We start from the raw sequence: 17,666 nt of genomic DNA on the forward strand, positions 1-17,666 counted from the left end.
ATTAGAGGAGGCATCATGACGAGAGAAATCATTGAACATTTTTCAGCTGCACATGCTGAGCCTGCCTGGTTGGCAGATTTGCGATTAGCAGCCTTTAACAAGATAGACGAACTGGCTCTTCCTGTGATTGAGCGTGTGAAGTTTCACCGCTGGAATCTAGGCGATGGCACCTTAGCTGAAAACGAAGCGATTGGCCATGTTCCAGACTTTACAGCCTTGGGCGATAACCCCAAACTGGTACAAGTAGGGAGTCAGACCGTTCTTGAACAATTGCCAGCAGAGCTTGTTGAAGCTGGCGTCATCTTTACAGATTTATACAGTGCTCTAGAAGAGATTCCTGAGCTGATTGAAAAGTATTTTTCCAAAGCTATTCCTTTTGATGAGAATAAACTAGCAGCCTACAATAACGCCTATTTTAATGCGACTGCAGTCCTTTATGTACCAGATAATCTGGAAATTGAAGCACCGATTGAGGGGCTGTACTACCAAGATGGAAGCAGTAGTGTTCCCTTTAACAAGCGTGTCTTGATTATTGCGGGAAAAAACAGCAAATTCACCTACTTGGAGCGCTTTGAAACCATTAACCCTTCCGATACCAAGGTGTCTGCCAATATTGCAGTTGAAGTGATTGCCCAAGCCGGCAGTCAAGTCAAGTTTGCAGCCATTGACCGTCTCGGTGAACAAGTCACAACCTTCATGAGTCGTCGGGGTCATCTTTTGGCTGATGCACAGATTGATTGGGCTTTAGGTGTGATGAATGAAGGCAATGTCGTGGCGGACTTTGATAGCGATTTGGTTGGCAATGGGAGCCACGCCAATCTTAAAGTGGTCGCGGTATCTTCAGGGCGTCAAGTCCAAGGAATTGACACACGAGTGACCAATTACGGCAGTCATTCCGTCGGTCATATCTTACAACACGGGGTAATCCTTGAACGTGGAACCCTAACGTTTAACGGGATTGGCCATATCATCCGCGGAGCCAAAGGAGCAGATGCTCAACAGGAGAGCCGTGTCTTGATGCTATCGGATAAGGCGCGTTCAGATGCTAATCCGATACTCCTGATTGATGAAAATGAAGTCACAGCAGGACATGCGGCCTCTATCGGGCAAGTAGACCCTGAAGACATGTATTACTTGATGAGTCGGGGTCTTGATCAGGCGACTGCAGAACGCTTAGTTGTTCGCGGTTTCCTTGGTGCTGTTATCACGGAAATCCCTGTTAAAGCAGTACGTGATGAGATGATTCAAGTGTTAGAAGAAAAATTATTAAAGAGATAAGCGATGACAGTTAATCCAGAAAGCTATCGATGCGATTTCCCTATATTAGACCAGTTGGTCAATGATGAACCGCTGGTGTATTTGGATAATGGAGCGACGACGCAAAAACCAAAGGTTGTTCTTGAGGCAATTCAAGACTATTATCAGAAGGATAACGCCAATGTCCATCGTGGTGTTCATACCCTGGCAGAGCGAGCGACGAAACGGTACGAAGAGGCTAGAGAGAAGGTTAGGGCCTTTATCAATGCCAATTCGATCAAGGAGATCCTCTTTACCAGAGGAACAACGACTGGACTCAATTGGGTAGCCCAGCATGCGAGAACATTTCTAAAACCAGGCGACGAGGTTTTGATTTCTGTTATGGAACATCATGCCAATCTTATTCCTTGGCAGGAGGCTTGTCGAGTCAGTGGAGCGAGACTGACGTATGTCTACCTCAAGGATGGACAGTTGGACATGTATGACTTGGCGGCTAAGATGAGCGAAAAAACCAAGGTTGTCGCCCTGGCTCATGTTTCTAATGTTCTTGGAACCATTAATCCGATCAAAGAAATAACAGCTATGGCCCATCAAGCTGGTGCACTTATGGTTCTGGATGCTGCCCAATCTGTGCCTCACATGTCAGTTGATGTCCAGGATTTGGACGTTGATTTTATGGCGTTTTCGGGGCACAAAATGTATGGACCGACAGGCATCGGCGTTCTTTACGGAAAACAACACCTCCTAGAAGAGATGGAACCTGTCGAATTTGGAGGCGAGATGATTGATTTTGTCAGTGAACAAGAAGCCTCCTGGAAAGAATTACCCTGGAAATTTGAAGCTGGCACACCAAACATGACTGGCGCCATCGGTCTTGGAGCAGCGATAGATTATCTAACAGCTATCGGCCTTGAACAAGTGACTGCCCATGAGCAAGAACTGATGGCCTATACCTTGCCAAAGCTTTCGGCTATTGATGGAGTGACTATATATGGGCCAGCGACGGCTAAAGATCGTGCTGGGGTCATCGCCTTTAACATTGATGGGCTCCACCCTCATGATGTGGCAACGGCCCTTGATTATGAGGGAGTCGCGGTTAGGGCAGGACATCACTGTGCCCAACCCTTACTTCAATATCTCGGCGTCCCCTCAACGGTTCGTGCTAGCTTTGGACTCTATAATACCAAAGCGGATTGTGACCAGTTCATCGATGCCATCCTCAAAACAAAGGAGTATTTCCATGGCACTCTCTAAATTAGATAGCCTTTATATGGCGGTTGTAACAGAGCATTCGCGTAATCCTCACCATAAAGGAAGTCTTGACGGGGTAGAGGTTCTTGAACTGCACAATCCAACCTGTGGCGATGTGGTGCAACTATCGGTTAAAATAGAAGAAAATCGCGTGGCAGATATTGCTTTTGATGGACACGGTTGTAGCATTTCAACAGCGTCAGCCTCCATGATGACCGATGTCGTATTGGGAAAAAGCCTCTCAGAAGTTCAAGACTTGGCTGAGCTTTTTTCCAAAATGGTCCAAGGGCAGGAACCAGAAGGGCAAGAAGAATTGGGAGAAGCGAGTTTGATGGCTGGCGTGTCCAAATTCCCTCAACGGGTCAAATGTGCGACATTAGCTTGGAATGCGCTCAAAAAAGCCATTGAACGTCAAGAAGTTCAGTAGTAAAACAAGTTGTTTTTTAAATACAGGTATAAAAGAAAGGAAACTTATGTCTGAAAACGAAAGAGTAGCACCAACGCCGATTGATCTCGGCGAATATAAATACGGTTTCCATGACGATGTGGAGCCTCTTGTCTCAACGGGTAAAGGCCTTTCTGAGGAAGTTATCCGTGAGTTATCCGCCGTTAAAGGCGAGCCTGAGTGGATGTTAGAGTTTCGACTCAAATCCTATGAGACTTTTCAGAAAATGGATCTGGAAACCTGGGGAGCTGACCTATCTCAGATTGATTTTGATGAGATTATTTACTATCAAAAACCATCAGATAAACCAGCGCGTTCTTGGGATGACGTTCCTGAAAAGATTAAAGAAACCTTTGAACGGATTGGGATTCCAGAAGCGGAGCGAGCTTATTTGGCCGGAGCTTCAGCTCAGTATGAATCTGAAGTAGTTTACCATAACATGAAGGAAGAGTTTGAAAAACTGGGCATCATCTTTACCGATACAGATACGGCCTTAAAAGAATACCCAGATCTTTTCAAACAGTATTTTGCCAAACTTGTCCCTCCAACGGACAATAAATTAGCAGCGCTTAATTCGGCTGTCTGGTCAGGTGGAACCTTCATCTATGTTCCTAAAGGGGTTAAATGCGACATTCCTTTGCAGACCTATTTCCGGATTAACAATGAAGGGACTGGTCAGTTTGAACGGACCATCATTATTGTTGATGAAGGAGCTAGCGTTCACTATGTCGAAGGCTGTACAGCACCAACCTATTCAACAGCAAGCTTACATGCTGCTATTGTTGAAATTTTTGCTCACGACAGTGCCTATATGCGCTACACAACCATCCAAAACTGGTCAGATAATGTTTACAACTTGGTGACTAAGCGTGCCAAAGCCATGAAAGACGCAACAGTGGAGTGGATCGATGGCAACTTAGGGGCTCATACAACCATGAAGTACCCATCAGTTTATCTTGATGGCCCTGGAGCGCGTGGAACCATGCTTTCGATTGCTTTTGCCAACACAGGGCAGGTGCAGGATACTGGTGCTAAAATGATTCACAATGCACCGCATACCAGCTCTTCCATCGTCTCTAAGTCGATCGCTAAAGGTGGTGGCGCTGTAAATTACCGCGGTCAAGTTACTTTTAACCGCAATTCTAAAAAATCGGTCAGCCATATCGAGTGTGATACCATCATCATGGATGATATTTCAAAATCCGATACCATCCCTTTTAACGAAATTCATAACTCACAAGTGGCCTTGGAACACGAAGCTAAAGTGTCCAAAATCTCAGAAGAACAACTTTACTACCTCATGAGCCGAGGCCTTTCCGAAAGTGAAGCGACTGAGATGATCGTTATGGGATTTGTCGAACCCTTCACCAAAGAACTCCCGATGGAATACGCCGTCGAACTCAACCGCCTCATCGCCTATGAGATGGAGGGTTCAGTTGGTTAGAATGGCTAGCCAGTCAACAGCTATAGAGCTGTTGAGTGCAGTCCTTCTACCAACTGAAGTTGGAAATAGAGAAAACTCGCTGAAAAGTGAGTTTTTTGTGTAACAAAATCTGTACCTTTAAACTAGTACATATTGACAAAGGGTTCAGGATAGTCTATAATAAAACTAGAAAAAACAGATAATTGCTGAAAAATAGTAAGAGTACATGGAGGTCTTGGTATGATTGAATTTCACGGCGTTACAAAGGTTTACGGGGATAAAACAGCTCTGAACCAGCTTCATTTAGCCATTGATTCTGGAGAGATTGTTGGTTTAATCGGGCACAATGGCGCAGGGAAATCGACGACCATTAAATCCTTGGTCAGTGTCATTAATCCGACCTCAGGAACGATAAAAGTTGATGGCTTAGAATTGTCAGAAAACCGTTTAGCTATCAAGAAACGCATCGGTTATGTCGCGGACTCGCCAGACTTATTCTTGAGGATGTCGGCTGATGAGTTTTGGGATTTGATTGCCAGCTCTTATGGCCTAAGCCTAGAAGAAAAAGAAACACAGCTCAACCGTTTTATGGACCTGTTTGACTTGACAGAGAATCGTTACCAAACGATTGAGTCCTTCTCACACGGGATGCGCCAAAAGGTCTTTCTTATCGGTGCTTTACTACCTAACCCAGATATCTGGGTTTTGGATGAGCCGATGACGGGTCTGGATCCCCAAGCAGCCTTTGATCTGAAAGAATTGATGCGGCAGCATGCCAATGAAGGTAATACCGTTATTTTCTCCACGCATGTGTTAGAAGTCGCTGAACAAATCTGTGACCGTATTGCCATTCTCAAAAAAGGAGAGCTCATCTATTTTGGAACGATTGCGGAGCTTAAAGCCTTACACCCAGATAAGCCTTTAGAGAGTATTTATCTTGCAATGGCTGGACGCGAAGCGGCAACTGAAACTCCGGTAGTTCCAGAGGAGGTCAGCCATGAGATTTAATATTGTTCGAAAATTGGCTCAGCTCAACCTGATTTATTCCATGCAGGTGGCTCAGATTGACAAGTATCGAAAAAAGCAGGCCGATAATCCCAACAAGAAAATCAATGTGACCCGTAAGATTTTAGGACAGTATATCATCTCAGGACTTCTCTATCTGGTCATCTTTGGGGCTTATAGTTTAGGGATTCCTTTCGAGACCTTGCCGGGAATGTTTACACGCTTTATAGGGATATTTATCCTGATGGCCATGTTTCAGGCCTTTCTTAGCATGTATAACGTTTTTTATGAAAGTAAGGACCTCCAATCTTATCGAAATCTTCCGGTGACAGAGCTAGAAGTCTTTCTTGGAAAAGGAGCAGTTGTCTTTATTGCGAGTTTGACCTTTTTACTGCCGTTGCTTCTCTATTTAGGGCTGATTCATTTTCGATTTGGCAATGCTTGGTGGTGGGGGATTCCGCTGACTATCCTGTCCTTTCTCCTTCTCTCTGCAGTCATGTCGCTAGTGACTATCGTAGCAGTGCATTTTCTAACCAAGACCAGTATTTTCCGTCAACACAAAAAATTGGCCTCTGGAGCCATTATGGTCTTATCGGTCCTTGGGTCAATTGTCGCTATTTTAAGCCTGCAAAACACGTCTTTTTCTTATGCAGAGGGTCAAATTCTTGAATCTGGATCTGGTATTGCCCCTTTGTGGCTCTTTTATGGCTTAGCTGAAAATCCCTTGTCCCTCCAAGTAAGCTTACATCTTGTGGCGTGGCTGGCGGTTTTAGCTGGTTTAGTCTGGCTTGTCAAACATCAAGTCTTGCCGAATTTTTACGAAGCAGCACTTGCCACAAGTTCAGCTGTCACCGTTCGCAAAGCTCCTAAAAAGACCAAAAAACAGGCTGGCCAACGGACTTGGAAACAGCAATTATGGCATTATCACTTGGGGCTGATTGCTGATCCGACCCTGATCTTCACCTTTGTGATTATGACATCGATTCTAGTAGTTATTATGATGCTTCCAACCTTGATTAACTCGCGTGATCTTTTAATGAGTATGGATTACAATATTGGCTATCTGTCAATAGCAATCCTTTCTGGGGCAGCCTATGCGCTTATGTCAGCAGGAGGTCTGGCTAGTATCATCATCTCCTTGGACCGTGAAAACTTTAATTTCTTCAAGACCCTTCCGTTCAATATGAAAAGTTATCTAACGTTCAAGTTTTGGTTTGCTTTTTTAGTAGATGCCAGCTTGCCGATTCTGATTATGCTCGGTCTAACCCTCTGGCTGCAACTGCCGGTCTATTTGCTCTTAGGAGCACTTGTTGCTTGGCTCTTGACAGCCTATTGCCTCGAAACCTTCTATTTTATCAGAGATTTCAGACTGCTGGAACTTAACTGGCAAAACGTGACCCAACTGGCTAACCGTGGTATGGGGAATTTTGCCAAGATGACTATTTTGCTGCTTTCTTTCTTTGCTTTTGTTGCAGTTTTAGTCTTTAGTTCCATCATGCTCAGCAATGCCCCGCTCTCTCTTAACTTAATGATCGCTGGTGGGATGCTTCTTGTTTTAATCATAGCAGTTGCTGCTACTTATTTCTGGTCTAAAAACTATTGGCAACGGAAAATCATTTAAAACTGATGTCCATCTAATCAGTGATGGGTAATATCAACTACCTGATATTCTTTGACTATAAAAGCACAAGAGACGTCTAAATCCTCTTGTGCTTTTGTGTTGTAAAAAAATCTGTTTCTTCAAGGAGACTTAAGTCATCCTGTTAATCTTGGATTTGTCTTAGCAGAAGGATTTACAACTCCTCATTGACCCAGTTGACAAAGTTATTCCACCAAACCTTGTAAAAGATGGCTCGGTCAACTGGTTCTTTAGCAACCATCTCAACATGAGGGGGTTGGTCTAGGTAGCCGTCGTCCTTAAAGACTAACGTTCCAACAGGGGTGTTTTCCGCAATAGGAGCTTCTAGAGGTTTATCGGTTTCAGTGTAGGCTAATGAGGTGTTTTCAGCGCCAATTTGCTGGACCACCAAGAAATCTTTTTCAGCAACTGCAGTAGCATAGGCATACTTACCGTTTGAAACCCTAGATTGGCTATTCTCATAGGGGTCGCCTTTTTTAACTAAGGTCTTAAAATAGTAGTTGTCTTTAATGTAGTCAAATAAACTGTAGGTTGCCACAAAACGAGCGTTAGGGTCCTCGATACCATTGTGGGCACCTAGAACGACAGCTACGACACGCATGTAATTTTCAGTGCCAGAAGCGACAAGAGATGAGCCAGATTTTTCAGATGTACCCGTCATCAACCCATCGACTTTTGGCCTAGAATAGGTAGAGCCTTGAAGCAGCAAATTCCAGTTAGAGACAGTGGTATAGGAAAAAGGAGCCGTGATGAGAGCCGTTAAATCGCTAACCTCTGGATAATCCAAGAGTAACCGTTGAGCGATGATGGCTAAGGAGCGGGCGGACATCATGTTTTCGTCCGTCTCTCCAGAATTAGGGTAGCGGTTGTCGCCTAAGTACTGATTGCTGAGGCCTGTAGCGTTTACAAAACTAGCATCCTCAATTCCCCATTCCTTAACCTTGGCAGTCATAGCGTCAACAAACCGCTGTTCAGTCCCTGCCACATGCTCAGCTAGAGCTACAGTAGCTCCATTAGAGGAGTTGACAACCATGGCTGTAAAGAGTTCTTGGAGGGTATAGGCACGAGCGTCCAGAGGAACATTGGCGACAGCTGTGTTTAAGGAAAGTTCATAGGCATAGTTTGAGACAGAGACCACATCTTCCCAGCTCGCTTTCTGATTAGCCACAGCCTCATAGATGAGGTAAGCTGTTAGCAGTTTTGTTGTAGATGCAATACCAGTGACATCTTGACTACTTTTTTCATAAAGAATTTTTCCTGTATTGGCTTCGATTACCATGGCATGGTTAGCTGCAACAGAAAATCCTTCTGACGGCGTTTCTGTTTCTGACTCTGCCACAGTTTCAGTACTTGATTCGGAATCGCCTTGTTCCTGGGTGACGCTAGATTCGGCTGTTTCGCTAGCATAAGCAACACTTGGTCGATAAAACAAGGCGAGCAACAGGGCAAAAGCAAGTAAAAAATGTATTTTTTTCATAGAGATCTCCTCTTTCCAATTATATCATAAAATAAATTTTAGAAAGCGGATTAATGGAGAATGCATATTCTGTATAACTTGTGATTAAAAATACATTTTATAAAATAAAAAAAAATCAGAAAATTGTTTACAAAGTGTTTTTTTGATGATATAATAGCTAACATATTAAGAATTTTTTAAGGAAAGTTCTAAATAAAAAGGAGATTATACATGAAAACGAAAAAATGGCTTGCCCTAGCTGGGGTTACAATTTTGTCGGTTGGTGTACTTGCTGCATGTGGTAACAGTTCATCTACCTCATCTTCATCATCATCTGCATCAGGTGATTCAGCAAACACGACTTACTCTTATGTTTATGGTACTGATCCAGAAACATTGGATTACCTTGTGGACAACCACACAACCACTTCAGACATCGTGACTAACCTTGTCGATGGTCTTTTGGAAAACGATGAGTATGGTAACCTTGTACCATCTCTTGCAGAAGATTGGACTGTATCAGAAGATGGCTTGACTTATACTTACAAACTTCGTGAAGGCGCTAAATGGTATACAGCTGATGGTGAAGAATATGCGGATGTAACGGCACAAGACTTCGTAACAGGTGTTAAATACGCAGCGGATAAACAATCTTCAGCTCTCTACATCATTCAAGAGTCTATCGAAGGATTGGATGCCTATGTTAAAGGTGAATCTGATGATTTTGATACAGTTGGTGTTAAAGCTGTAGATGATTACACAGTTGAGTACACATTGACACGTCCTGAGCCATTCTGGAATTCTAAAACAACAATGGGTATTCTCTTCCCAGTTAATGAAGAATTCTTGACAAGCCAAGGTGATGCATTTGGAACACCAACAGATTCAACATCTATCCTTTATAACGGTGCTTACACCCTTTCAGCAATCACTGCTAAATCAGCAATTGAATTCACCAAGAACCCTAACTACTGGGATGCTGACAAGGTATCAATTGAAAACATTAAATTGACTTATAACGATGGATCTGACCCAGAAAGTCTTATCCAAGGCTTGGAAGACGGAGCTTATACTGTTGCGACAGTTTATCCTAACTCTTCAAGCTACGCAAGCGTTAAAGAAAAATACGGCGACAACATTGTATACGGACCACAAGGGTCTGCAACATACTACGCGATGTTGAACATGGGTCGTTCTAAGTATGACCACACGTCTAAGACAACTGATGAAGAAAAACAATCAACCCTCTTAGCTCTTCAAAACAAAGACTTCCGTCAAGCGATTGCCTTTGCCTTTGATAAGACAACTTACAACGCTCATCAAAATGGTGAAGATGGTGCAACTAAGGCCCTTCGTAACATGGTTGTTCCTGCTGACTTTGTAACAGTTGGTGAAGAAGACTTTGCTGATCTTGTTGAAAAAGAAATTGTTTCATATGGTTCTCAATGGGAAAATGTTGAGTTAGATGACGCTCAAGATGGTTTGTATAACCCTGAAAAAGCAAAAGCACAATTTGATAAAGCCAAAGAAGCGCTTGAAGCTGAGGGTGCAACCTTCCCAATCCGCATCGATATCCCTGTAAACCAAGCGGTTGAAATGCGTGTTCAACAAGCACAATCTGTTAAGAAATCTATCGAAGATGCTCTAGGTAGCGATAACGTTCAAATTGATATTCAACTGTTGGATGAAGATGCTTACTTAGCAGCAACCTACTATGCTACAAATGCATCTCAAGTAGACTACGATATTTCATTAGCTTCTGGTTGGGGTCCTGACTTCCAAGATCCATCAACTTACCTTGATATCTTTGATACTTCTAAAGAAGGAACAATGACATACACTATCGGTATTGATGGTGGTACTGATAGTGAAATTGCTAAGAAAGTCGGATTTGATGCTTATTCTGAACTGTTAGCAACAGCTTCTAAAGAACAAGATCCTGCAGAACGTTACGCAGCTTATGCTAAAGCGCAAGCTTGGTTGGTAGATGAGTCAGTTGTTATCCCTTACATCTCTAACGGTGCTCGTCCATCTGTTCGTTACACTGTACCATTCTCTGCATCTTATGCAACAGTTGGTGTCAAAGATGGAGCTTCATTCAAGTACTTGAAAGTTCAAGATGAATTGGTTACTACAGCTGATTACGACAAAGCTTACGAACAATGGCAAGAAGACAAGGCGCATTCAAACGCTGAAGCTGAAAAAGCTCTTGCTGACCACGTTAAATAATCTTGAAAATCTCTAGCTCGCCTAGAGATTTTTTGATTTTTGAGTGAGAGGGTAAGGATGGCTAAACATTCAGAAAATTTATCACTCGATTTATTTACTTTTAGAATGATTTCTGATATAATTTCACTTATCAGGTTGTTTTTTTATGTCAAAAAAAATCAGCTTAATAAAAGGAGATTATTATGCAAAAGAGAAAAATGATGGCGCTTTCTGGCGTGGCATTGCTTGCAGCTGGTGTGTTAGCTGCCTGCGGTAGTTCATCTACAAACAATCAAAGTAGCAGTTCTGAAGCATCAACTTATTCTTATGTTTATGCAACAGACCCAGAAACCTTGAACTATTTGCTCTCTAACCGGGCATCAACATCAGATATCACATCAAACCTTATTGATGGCCTTTTGGAAAACGATACTTATGGTAACTATGTACCATCATTGGCTGAAGATTGGAAAGTCTCAGAAGATGGCAAGACCTATACCTACACCTTGCGTGACGGCGCTAAGTGGTATACCGCTGATGGTGAAGAGTATGCTGATGTTACAGCTCATGACTTCGTGGCTGGCTTAAAATACGCTGCTGAAAACGAATCACCAGGTCTTTACATCGTTCAAAACTCAGTTGTTGGACTAGATGCTTATATTAAGGGTGAAACAGATGACTTTGAAACAGTTGGTGTTAAGGCTCTTGATGATAAAACCGTTCAATACACATTGAATGAAGCTGAACCATTCTGGAATTCTAAAACAACCATGAACATTTTGTTCCCTGTTAATGAAGAATTCTTAACATCTCAGGGCGATGCTTTTGGTACAGCGACAGACCCATCAACAATTCTCTATAATGGTCCTTATGTTATCTCAGCGATGACCCCTAAATCATCTATTGAGTATACAAAAAATGAAAACTATTGGGATGCTGACAGTGTATCTATCGAACACGTTCAGTTAACCTTCTATGACGGCCAAGATTCAGACTCTCTTTACAAAGGGTTTGATGAAGGTGCCTATACACAAGCGCGTGTTTTCCCTAACTCATCACTTTACTCTACTGTTAAAGAAAAATATGGAGATAACATCGTTTACAGCCCTCAAGGCTCAACAACCTTCTATGCTCTCTTTAACTTAGATCGTCAAAACTATGATCATACGGCTAAGCCTTCAGATGATGAAAAATCAAATACGAAAACAGCAATCTTGAACAAAGACTTCCGCCAAGCTGTTTCCTTCGCATTTGACCGTGTATCTTACAATGCGCAAAGTGTTGGTGAAGACGGTGCTGCAAAAGGTATCCGTAACACATTAGTACCAACAGATTTCGTTTCTATTGACGGGGAAAGCTTTGGTTCTGTCGTTGAAAAAGAACTAGTTACTTACGGAACAGAGTGGGAAAATGTTAACTTGGCAGATGGTCAAGATGGAATGTACAATCCTGAAAAAGCTAAGGCTGAGTTTGACAAAGCCAAAGAAGCTCTTGAAGGAGAAGGTGTAACCTTCCCAATCCATCTTGATGTGCCAGCTCTCCAATCGAGCGAAATTAACGTGGCGCAAGCCCAGTCCTTTAAAGATTCTGTAGAATCAACTCTTGGTGCTGAAAATGTAGTGGTTGATATTCAGCTGATGGATGAAGATGTTTACAACAATGCAGCCTACTTTGCAACCAATGCGTCTCAGTTGGATTATGACTTGTCACTAGCAACTGGTTGGGGTCCAGACTTTGAAGACCCATCAACTTACCTTGATATCTTTGATACATCAGTAAGCGGTTCTCATTCATACGTTATCGGTGTCGATGGTGGTTCAAATAGTGAAGCTGGTAAAAAAGCAGGGTTTGATGATTATAATGCTATGTTAGCAGAAGCATCAAGCGAAACCTCTGATGTGACAGCTCGTTACAACCAATATGCTAAAGCACAAGCTTGGTTAGTTGATTCTTCTGTTATCATCCCTTACATTTCAAATGGTGCAACACCATCTGTACGTAAGACAACACCATTCACAGCGGCTTACGGTAGTGTTGGTAACAAACGTGATACCTACAAACTCCTAAAAGTTCAAGAGGAACCTGTTTTAGCCTCTGACTATGAAGCAGCCCTTAAGAAATGGGAAGAAGAAAAGGCTGCATCTAATCAAAAAGCACAAGAAGCTCTTGCAGATCATATCGAATAATAAATAACTTGTTTCAGGAGAACTTTCTCTAAGACCTAGAGGAAGTTCTTTTGGAATTTGGAGGACCTAAGAAAATGAAGAAATACATTTTTAATCGTATTTTGCGTTCCTTGGTGTCTATCTTCTTGGTAACAACACTGATTTACACTATTGTATACACTTTGGTACCCAGAAGACAGATTTTCAAGAATGACACAAACTACACAAAAATGACAAAAACCCCAGATACAAAGGCGGACTATGAAAATACCATCTTTGAAAAAATGGGTTATATTGACTATTACAACACAAGAGAGCTTCGTGCTAAAGCCAGTGAGTTTGACGCTAGCGTGACTGTTGAAGGAACTGATCAAAACAAAGCGATTTACGAAGAGTACATTAAGCAATTAGGAAATGGGTGGACGCTTCACCAGTTTCAAGAATCTGGTCAGTTTTATGCCACGCGTGATGTCCCTATTTTTCAACGTGTCTTTGAGTTCTACGGTAACTTAGTTCAAATCGATCATCCTTGGAGAATCAAAGATGCGTCTAACCCTGATTTGGAAAGAGGTCTTTCCATTGAGAACGACCCTTCAGTTGGTTGGTCGGTTGTCGGGTCAGGAACCAAGCATAAATATCTCCTATATTTCAATTCAAAATTCCCTTATATCCATCAGAATTTTGTCAAACTTAATCTAGGAACCTCTTACCCAACCTATCAGAACATTCCGGTTCTTCAAGTTATTACGCAAGGACAAGGTAAGAAGGAAATGACTGACGTCACTTTTCCTAATGGAGAAACCAAGTCCAGTTCAGTAGATATCTATTCTAGGACCTATCGTTCGCCAGAAAAAGCAGATTCCCAAACTATTAGGAACTTCGGGGCTGGCGATGCCTATACTAGCACGCTGACCAATTATACTGATCCTTCCATGATTGCTAGCTCAGCTATTATTGGTATTTTTGGTGTCATGATCAGTTACTTTGTTGGTTTACCTCTTGCTGTTTTGATGTCTCGTTTCAAAGGAACACGCATTGATAGTTTCTCAACAGCAACTCTAACCTTTATCATGGCAATGCCGTCTGTTGCCCTGGCCTATATTATTAGAACTATTGGGACAACCTTATTTGGCTTGCCAAATGCTTTCCCAATCTTAGGAGCATCAGATTACCGGTCTTATGTCTTACCAGTGGTTATCTTGGGAGTATTAGGGATTCCAGGTCTTGCTATCTGGGCGCGTCGCTACCTGATTGACCAAGATTCGAGTGATTATGTCCGTTTTGCTAGAGCAAAAGGTCTGTCTGAAAAGGAAATTTCTTACCGTCATATTTTCAAGAATGCTATGGTACCGATTGTAAATGGTATTCCCTCTTCTATCCTGGGTGTTATTGTAGGGGCGACATTGACAGAGTCTCTCTTTGCCTTTCCGGGCATGGGTAAAATGATGATTGATTCTGTCAAATCATCAAATAGTTCAATGATTGTTGGGTTGACATTTATTTTTAGCACCTTGTCTATCTTTGCAGTTATGGCAGGTGATATCTTGATGACAATCGTTGACCCACGTATCAATCTCTCTGCTAAGAAAGGAGGTAAGTAATGTCTACTATTGCTAAAAGTCAATTTGAATTTGTAAAACGAGATGATCTTGCCTCTGAAAGGATCGACACACCAAGCTATTCTTATTGGAATGCTGTTTTTCGCCAATTTTTCCGCAAAAAATCAACCATCTTCATGTTGGGATTGTTGATCGTTATTTTGCTGATGAGTTTCCTTTATCCTATTTTTTCGGATTATGACTTTAACGATGTGACAAACATCAACAACTTCTCAGCACGTTATAACTGGCCAAATGCTAAATATTGGTTTGGTACGGATGCGAATGCTCACTCTCTTTTTGATGCTGTTTGGTTCGGTGCCAAAAATTCGATTCTGATTTCTGTGATTTCTACCATTATCAACATGGTGGTCGGCGTGATTGTCGGTGGTATCTGGGGTGTGTCTAAATCGGTTGACCGCGTGATGATGGAAGTCTACAACGTTATCTCAAACGTTCCTTATCTTTTAATCATCATCGTTATGACATATGCGATCGGTTCAGGATTTTGGAATTTGATTTTAGCCATGACCTTAACAGGTTGGATGGGGACAGCCTATAGTATCCGTGTGCAAATCATGCGCTATCGTGATTTAGAGTACAACTTGGCTAGTCAGACCCTGGGGACGCCGGTTAATAAGATTATCATCAAAAACTTACTGCCACAACTTGTCTCTGTTATTGTGACATCTGTTTCACAAATGTTGCCGGGTTATATTTCCACTGAAGCCTTCCTTTCCTATTTTGGACTAGGATTGCCAGCAACAGTCCCAAGTCTAGGGCGTTTGATTGCCAAATATTCACAAAACGTGACAACAAATGCGTATCTATTCTGGATCCCATTGACAATTCTCGTTTTAGTGTCATTGTCATTGTTTATCGTCGGGCAAAACCTTGCTGATGCAAGTGACCCACGTACCCATAGATAAGGAGGCCTTATGACAACAAATAATGTAATTTTAAGTGCCAAAGATGTGGTCGTGGAATTCGATGTTCGTGACCGTGTCTTGACGGCAATTCGAAATGTTTCTCTTGAATTGATCGAAGGGGAAGTCCTATCTCTTGTTGGGGAATCAGGCTCTGGTAAGTCAGTTTTAACGCGGGCCTTTACCGGTATGTTGGAGACAAATGGGCGTGTTGCCCAAGGGTCAATCACCTACCGAGGCAAAGAGTTAACAGAGATTACAGATCCTAAAGAATGGGAGAGTATCCGCGGTAGTAAGATTGCTACTATTTTCCAAGATCCAATGACTAGTTTGAACCCCATTGTTACAATTGGGAAGCAAATTGTAGAAGTCATTGTCAAGCACCAAGGAAAAACAAAAGAAGAAGCCAAAGATTTGGCTGTCGACTATATGAATAAGGTTGGAATTCCTGAAGCGGAGAAACGTTTTAACGAGTATCCGTTCCAATATTCTGGCGGAATGCGCCAACGTATTGTTATCGCCATCGCTCTAGCTTGTCGCCCTGATATCCTCATTTGTGATGAGCCGACAACTGCTCTGGATGTGACGATTCAAGCGCAAATTCTAGATCTTCTAAAATCATTGCAAAAAGAGTATCACTTCACGACTATCTTTATCACTCATGACCTAGGTGTCGTTGCAGCTATTGCAGATAAGGTGGCGGTTATGTATGCTGGAGAAGTTGTTGAGTATGGAACTGTGGAAGAAGTTTTCTATGATCCACGCCATCCGTATACATGGAGCCTGCTCTCAAGCTTGCCACAGTTAGCTGATGATTCCGGAAATCTCTTCTCAATTCCAGGAACCCCGCCATCTCTTTATACTCCTTTGAAGGGCGATGCCTTTGCCTTGCGTTCAGATTATGCCATGAAGATTGATTTTGAAGAGCATCCACCTGCTTTCAATGTTTCTGATACCCATTGGGCCAAAACATGGTTGCTTCATCCAGATGCGCCAATTGTAGAAAAACCAGAAACGATTCAAAATCTTCATGAGAAAATCAAGCAAAAAATGCTTGCACAACAATAGGAGGAAGGAAATGACTGAAAAATTAGTCGAAATTAAAGATTTAGAAATTTCCTTCGGTGAAGGAAAAAAGAAGTTTGTCGCTGTAAAAAACGCTAACTTCTTTATCAACAAAGGTGAGACCTTCTCTTTGGTTGGAGAGTCAGGTTCTGGAAAGACAACCATCGGTCGCGCTATCATTGGTATTAACGATACGAGTGCTGGTGATATCATTTATGATGGCCAAAAAATCAATGGCAAACTGTCAAAGGAACAGCAAAAAGATGTTATTCGGAAAATCCAAATGATTTTCCAAGATCCGGCAGCTAGTCTGAACGATCGTGCAACAGTTGACTATATCATCTCTGAAGGGTTGTACAATTTCCACTTATATGAGAATGAAGAAGATCGGAAAACTAAAGTTCGTGAGATTATCGACCAAGTCGGCTTGCTTGAGGAACATTTAACACGTTATCCTCATGAATTCTCTGGTGGGCAACGTCAACGGATTGGTATTGCGAGAGCTCTTGTTATGCAACCGGAATTAGTTATTGCAGATGAACCGATATCTGCCCTAGATGTCTCTGTGCGTGCGCAAGTACTCAATCTATTGAAGAAAATGCAAAAAGAACTAGGATTAACCTATCTCTTTATTGCCCATGACCTATCGGTGGTTCGGTTTATTTCAGATCGTATCGCCGTAATCTACAAAGGGGTCATTGTGGAAGTGGCAGAAACAGAAGAACTCTTCCGAAACCCTATCCATCCGTATACTAAATCTCTTCTCTCAGCAGTTCCCATTCCAGATCCTATGTTGGAACGAGATAAAGAATTGGTCGTCTATGATCCAGACCAACATGATTATAGTTCATCGAAACCATACATGGCAGAACTAAGTCCAGGTCACTTTGTCTGGGGGAATGATGCTGAACTCTTAAAATACCGTAAAGGTTAATACAAATGAAGCTAATCTCAAGAGAGGTTAGCTTTATTGTTTATATCATGTAATCGGTCAATAAATGACATAACAGTAGAAAGATAGCGAATCAGCTGTTTTATTTGTGATTAAGGAGGCTTGGAGGAAAGGGCCATAAAAAAATCAAAAAATTTGTTACAAAAGTATGTCAATCGAAAATGAAAATGTCCCGCAAAACTAGGTCTTATTTGTGTCAAAACCACTGTTATTTTGTTGAGACATAGTTTATACTAGTATGTGGTTGGGTAAGATTTTCTTTCTCAGCCAGATATT

The 17,666-nt window shown here is 42.1% G+C and carries 13 protein-coding genes; 12 read left to right on the top strand and 1 reads right to left on the bottom strand.

Annotated elements, in window-relative coordinates; genetic code table 11:
• Positions 1-15: 15 nt before the first annotated feature.
• The 6 genes from sufD (at position 16) to ACVRYP_RS10220 (ending at position 7,002) form a co-directional block, all read left to right on the top strand.
• Entirely contained in the window at positions 16-1,278 is a 1,263-nt protein-coding gene (sufD, locus tag ACVRYP_RS10195) for a Fe-S cluster assembly protein SufD (RefSeq protein ID WP_447468604.1), read from the top strand.
• Positions 1,279-1,281: 3 nt separating this feature from the next.
• Positions 1,282-2,511, top strand: coding sequence for a cysteine desulfurase (locus ACVRYP_RS10200; protein ID WP_447468605.1), 1,230 nt, complete (start codon positions 1,282-1,284; stop codon positions 2,509-2,511).
• Positions 2,498-2,935, top strand: a complete 438-nt coding sequence (gene sufU / locus ACVRYP_RS10205; protein ID WP_447468606.1) for a Fe-S cluster assembly sulfur transfer protein SufU — start codon at positions 2,498-2,500, stop codon at positions 2,933-2,935. The genes ACVRYP_RS10200 and sufU overlap by 14 nt, the downstream gene beginning before the upstream one ends.
• A gap of 46 nt (positions 2,936-2,981) precedes the next feature.
• Positions 2,982-4,397: a Fe-S cluster assembly protein SufB gene (gene sufB, locus ACVRYP_RS10210; RefSeq protein WP_447468607.1), complete on the top strand. Its 1,416-nt coding sequence runs from the start codon at positions 2,982-2,984 to the stop codon at positions 4,395-4,397.
• Between the two features lie 219 nt (positions 4,398-4,616).
• The gene (locus ACVRYP_RS10215; protein ID WP_447468608.1) at positions 4,617-5,384 is read left to right on the top strand and encodes an ABC transporter ATP-binding protein; all 768 of its coding nucleotides are present in this window, start codon (positions 4,617-4,619) and stop codon (positions 5,382-5,384) included.
• On the top strand, positions 5,374-7,002 hold the full coding sequence (locus tag ACVRYP_RS10220) for a hypothetical protein (RefSeq protein WP_447468609.1): 1,629 nt from the start codon (positions 5,374-5,376) through the stop codon (positions 7,000-7,002). Before ACVRYP_RS10215 ends, ACVRYP_RS10220 begins: the two co-directional genes overlap by 11 nt.
• Before the next feature lie 172 nt (positions 7,003-7,174).
• Here ACVRYP_RS10220 and ACVRYP_RS10225 read toward each other — a convergent pair whose 3' ends face one another.
• Entirely contained in the window at positions 7,175-8,497 is a 1,323-nt protein-coding gene (locus tag ACVRYP_RS10225; RefSeq protein WP_447468610.1) for a serine hydrolase, read from the bottom strand.
• Positions 8,498-8,707: 210 nt separating this feature from the next.
• On the opposite strand from ACVRYP_RS10225, the gene ACVRYP_RS10230 reads away from it, so the two are divergent.
• The 6 genes from ACVRYP_RS10230 to ACVRYP_RS10255 all read left to right on the top strand — a co-directional run bounded on the left by ACVRYP_RS10230 (position 8,708) and on the right by ACVRYP_RS10255 (position 17,372).
• Positions 8,708-10,705 (top strand): peptide ABC transporter substrate-binding protein, encoded by a 1,998-nt coding sequence (locus tag ACVRYP_RS10230; protein WP_447468611.1) that lies wholly within the window; start codon positions 8,708-8,710, stop codon positions 10,703-10,705.
• 182 nt (positions 10,706-10,887) lie between these two features.
• Positions 10,888-12,870, top strand: a complete 1,983-nt coding sequence (locus tag ACVRYP_RS10235) for a peptide ABC transporter substrate-binding protein (protein WP_447468612.1) — start codon at positions 10,888-10,890, stop codon at positions 12,868-12,870.
• A gap of 74 nt (positions 12,871-12,944) precedes the next feature.
• Positions 12,945-14,450 (top strand): ABC transporter permease, encoded by a 1,506-nt coding sequence (locus ACVRYP_RS10240; protein ID WP_447468613.1) that lies wholly within the window; start codon positions 12,945-12,947, stop codon positions 14,448-14,450.
• Positions 14,450-15,376 carry an oligopeptide ABC transporter permease OppC gene (gene oppC, locus ACVRYP_RS10245; RefSeq protein WP_447468614.1) on the top strand — a complete coding sequence of 309 codons (927 nt, stop codon included), beginning with the start codon at positions 14,450-14,452 and terminating at the stop codon, positions 15,374-15,376. Before ACVRYP_RS10240 ends, oppC begins: the two co-directional genes overlap by 1 nt.
• 9 nt (positions 15,377-15,385) lie before the next feature.
• Entirely contained in the window at positions 15,386-16,441 is a 1,056-nt protein-coding gene (locus ACVRYP_RS10250) for an ABC transporter ATP-binding protein (protein ID WP_447468615.1), read from the top strand.
• Positions 16,442-16,451: 10 nt separating this feature from the next.
• Positions 16,452-17,372 (top strand): ATP-binding cassette domain-containing protein, encoded by a 921-nt coding sequence (locus ACVRYP_RS10255; RefSeq protein ID WP_447468616.1) that lies wholly within the window; start codon positions 16,452-16,454, stop codon positions 17,370-17,372.
• The last annotated feature ends 294 nt before the right edge of the window (positions 17,373-17,666 follow it).

The sequence above is a fragment of the Streptococcus rifensis genome, from assembly GCF_053203525.1.